3 protein-coding genes are annotated in these 4,234 nt (G+C 45.3%); 2 read left to right on the top strand and 1 reads right to left on the bottom strand.

The features are described 5' to 3' along the window. Nucleotides 1-1,395: TolC family protein (locus BACCELL_RS20410; RefSeq protein ID WP_007213946.1), on the bottom strand; the 1,395-nt coding region annotated here is incomplete at its 3' end. A 260-nt stretch (nt 1,396-1,655) separates the two neighbouring features. On the opposite strand from BACCELL_RS20410, the gene BACCELL_RS20415 reads away from it, so the two are divergent. Beyond that, on the top strand, nt 1,656-3,182 hold the full coding sequence (locus BACCELL_RS20415; protein WP_044154158.1) for a cobyric acid synthase: 1,527 nt from the start codon (nt 1,656-1,658) through the stop codon (nt 3,180-3,182). After that, nucleotides 3,175-4,209 carry a threonine-phosphate decarboxylase gene (locus BACCELL_RS20420; RefSeq protein ID WP_007213948.1) on the top strand — a complete coding sequence of 345 codons (1,035 nt, stop codon included), beginning with the start codon at nt 3,175-3,177 and terminating at the stop codon, nt 4,207-4,209. Before BACCELL_RS20415 ends, BACCELL_RS20420 begins: the two co-directional genes overlap by 8 nt. Nucleotides 4,210-4,234 lie beyond the last annotated feature (25 nt).

The raw sequence follows: 4,234 nt of genomic DNA on the forward strand, positions 1-4,234 counted from the left end.
AACAGCATAGTTTCTGAATTGTTCCGGTGTACCACAAAGTGCCAACAGGTTCATTAGTGTTACATCATATTCATAATAAGCCGCCAAGCGGGCTACTTTAACGGTGGCAAGCATGGTTTCAGCATCTATTACCTCGGTACTGGTTGCCATGCCTTCGGCAAAGGACTTCTTACGAATTCGTACAAGTTCTTCACTCAGGGCAATGGTTGAGTTGAGTGCCTGTACATTATCCTGTGCCTTTTGTAATCCTGTGTATAGTTTGTCTATGCCTACTGAAAGGTCATCTTGTGCCTTATCTTTTCCCAAAGCAAGAGTTTGTTCGGTAATTTTCGACTGGCGGATACGTTTCTCCCTTGCCAATCCGTCGAAAAGGTTCCAGGTGAAACCTACTCCGACAATCGTGCGTGGCACGAGGTTGCTTTGTATCCCGTGGGCGTAAAGCGTTTGTTTGCCGAACAGGGCAATGTCAGGCAGATAACCACTTTGGTCTATACGTAATTGTTGTTTAGCAATGCTCTGTTGTAGTGACAATTGGTTCAGGATATAGTTTCCCGAACGCATAGTCTGCTGAAACTCCTCTTTTGCCGGGAGTGTGGAATTGATAAAGAGAGGAGACGTAGGTTCAATTTTGCAGGTGTCCTCCAGATTGAGCAAGGTACGTAAAGCACTTTCCACGACTGTTACTTCTTTCTGTGCGGCTTCCAGTGCCCGCCAGGCTTCGTCCATATTCACTTGTGCAAAGAGGCGTCCGGCCTTGTCAATCATTCCGGCAGCTTCAAGTTTAAGAGCATTTTCATAATGCTGTTTCAAACCATTATAAGTGTCTTGGCGGACTGCTGCAACTTCTTTGGCGAGGCTGAGACCGTAATAGCTTTCTGCCAATAGGGTTCGTTGTGTGGCATCTGTCTGTGCACGGTTTTCCCGGGCAAGGTCAATCAACCGATTTCCGATTTTGCCTGCCCGTATACGCTTTCCACCGGAAAAGACCACCCATTCGGCAGTTAAGCCTACAGTGGTCAAATTACGGGGAGCAAGAGGAAAAGCCAGAGTGTAGCTACCTATCTGATCCAGTATTCCGCTAATGAATTTATCGTCCGGTATGATGTCGTGTACAAAATCCTTTGCCGGATCTGTGAATTGGGATAGGGGTTGTTTCACTTCTATCTTTTCGGACATGTGGACATACGTACCGGCTCCCTGTAGGCTCGGATACCACAAAGCATTCAGTTTATCCCGCTCTGTGCGGGCTGTTTCAATACCTTTGTCCGCAATCTTCAGGCTTTGATTGCCTTTTTGCAGCATTTGTAGGGCGTCATCGTAGCTGAGGGAGAGTTTCGTTTGCGCCGTCACAGATAGGCTTGCTCCCAACAGAACGATCAATAAAATATGTTTCATACGTCAAGTTGTTGGTTTAGGTTCGTTTATCTCAAACACTCGTTCGTTTCTATTGTTCAATGGTGGCGTGAAAATGAAAGCTTCTTTTTGTTCGGATAATTACCAAGACCGTTTAATACCTATTAAAGAGACCGTTTAATATCTATTAAAGAGATCGTTTAATACCTATTACCAATACCTCAGCATAACTTTTTCATGCAAGCATGAAAGTTCTGCACTCGATTTGCATTATCTTTGCCCTCTCTAAAAAACATTTTCTTATGGAGAAACTTCATCCTATTATGTTTGCCGGTACCGGTAGTGATGTGGGTAAAAGCATTATTGCCGCGGCTTTCTGCCGTATTTTCCGTCAGGATGGCTATCATCCGGCACCATTTAAGGCACAGAATATGGCACTTAATTCCTATGCTACACCTGAAGGGCTGGAAATAGGTCGTGCCCAGGCTGTTCAGGCCGAAGCGGCAGGAGTTCCCTGCCATACAGATATGAACCCGTTGTTGTTGAAGCCCTCTTCTGATCATACCTCGCAAGTGGTACTTAACGGACGTCCCATCGGTAACCGTAGTGCCTATGAGTATTTCCGTGTTGAAGGTCGTGAAGAGTTGCGTCACGAGGTCTGTTCAGCTTTCGACCGTCTTGCCACCCGTTATAACCCCATTGTGATGGAAGGTGCCGGAAGTATTTCCGAGATAAATCTTCGGGATACGGATCTGGTCAACCTACCTATGGCCTTACATGCCGGAGCAGATGTGATCCTCGTAGGAGACATTGACCGGGGAGGGGTTTTTGCCAGTGTCTATGGTTCGTTAATGTTGCTGCGTCCTTACGAAAGGGAGCGGATCAAGGGCATACTAATCAATAAATTTCGTGGTGATATCCGTTTGTTCGAATCCGGAGTAAAGATGCTTGAAGAACTTTGTGGTATCCCTGTGGTAGGCGTTGTTCCTTATTATAAAGATATTTATATTGAAGAAGAAGATTCGCTGGCCCTTGCCACGAAATCCGTGCAGACAGAGCAGGGTAAAGTAAACATAGCGGTTGTATTGCTGCGCCATCTCAGTAACTTTACCGACTTTAATGTGTTGGAACGCGATCCCCGGGTACATCTTTTCTATACGAATAATGTAGATGAATTGACGAAAGCCGATATCATTTTATTACCCGGCAGCAAGAGTACCCTTGCCGATTTGCACGAATTGCGTCGTAATGGTGTGGCACAAGCTGTGATACGTGCCCATCGTGAAGGCGCCACCGTTATGGGCATTTGTGGCGGCTATCAGATTATGGGACAGGAAGTGTGTGATCCTGACCATGTGGAAGGAGAAATAGAACGTTTACCCGGTTTAGGGCTTTTACCTGTCAGTACACATATGACGGGAGAGAAGATTACCCGGCAAATAAAATTCCGCCTTTCCGTTGTTGCAAGGGAAAACAGCCATTTGTCTACTGACGGAATGCAGGCAAATTTGGAAGGTTATGAAATCCACATGGGTACCACCGTTCCTGTTTATGATGCACCGGTTTCCCCTCTGAATCTTTTGGAAGATGGCGGTGCAGACGGTTATTTCCTGGATCGTACCTGTATAGGAACCTATATCCACGGTATTCTTGACAATCCCTCATTCATCGACTTCCTTCTGGAACCTTTTGCCGACAAGATTGCCGATGCGGGAAAATCTTTCGATTATCATCAATTCAAAGAAGAACAATACAATAAACTGGCCGACCATGTGCGTAGTCATGTTGATCTGCCACTTATTTATAAAATACTGACAACTCATGATTGAAGGACACGGAGATGATTCCTATAAATTCGAGCGGCCTATAACGGCCAATTTCAGTTCCAATGTGTATAATCGTGTAGATTTATCCGGACTTCAGGCTCATTTGTGTAGCTGTATCAGCGGTATTTCTTCTTATCCGGAACCGGAACCTTATACTCTGGAAGGTCGTCTGGCAGAGAAGTATCACCTTACTGCTGCCTCTGTTTGTGTGACGAATGGTGCTACAGAAGCTATTTATCTTATAGCACAAACTTTTCGTGGTACTAATACAGCCATTTTTCAACCTACATTCAGTGAGTATGCTGACGCTTGCCGCATGCATGGTCATCGGGTGACGTCACTCTATAAGCTTCCGACAGCAGAAACCAATTATCTCTTACCGCCTGATATCCGTATGCTATGGCTTTGTAATCCTAACAATCCTACCGGTACGGTCATAGAGAAAGCTTATCTGAAAGAATTGATTACCCGTAATCCGCAGGTTTGTTTTGTTATCGATCAGTCTTACGAGTTCTTTACTGTACAGCCTTTGTTTTCGCCGGATGAAGCAGTCAACTTTCCGAATGTCCTGCTGCTTCATTCCATGACGAAACGCTATGCTGTTCCGGGTTTACGACTGGGATATATAACTGCTGACGAAGGCTTGCTCAGTCGTTTGCGTACTCATCGTATGCCTTGGTCTGTCAATCAGTTAGCTATTGAGGCCGGAATCTATCTGCTGGCTTACGATGTGCCTAATCCCTTGAATATTTCTGTTTATTTGCAGGAGACGGCTCTTTTACGTCATGCTTTGGAGAGCTTGGGCGGTCTTGAGGTATGGGAGACGGAAACTCATTTTATGTTGGTTCGTCTTCGCATTGGCAAGGCTTCTGCTCTCAAGAATTACCTCGCCAATGAACACGGCATACTAATTCGCGATGCTTCTAATTTTGAAGGTCTGGATGAACATTTCTTTCGTATTGCTGCCCAGACAGCTGAGGAAAATGATCGGCTCGTACAGGCTATAGAACAATGGTTTGCGACTTATTGATAATACATATCGGCATAGGAATGAA

It is taken from the genome of Bacteroides cellulosilyticus DSM 14838, from assembly GCF_000158035.1.
Taxonomy (GTDB): Bacteria; Bacteroidota; Bacteroidia; order Bacteroidales; family Bacteroidaceae; genus Bacteroides; species Bacteroides cellulosilyticus.

Coding starts and splice junctions, on each gene's coding strand:
- BACCELL_RS20420 (WP_007213948.1), top strand. CDS start 3,175: ATGATTGAAGGACACGGAGATGATTCCTATAAATTCGAGCGGCCTATA.
- BACCELL_RS20415 (WP_044154158.1), top strand. CDS start 1,656: ATGGAGAAACTTCATCCTATTATGTTTGCCGGTACCGGTAGTGATGTG.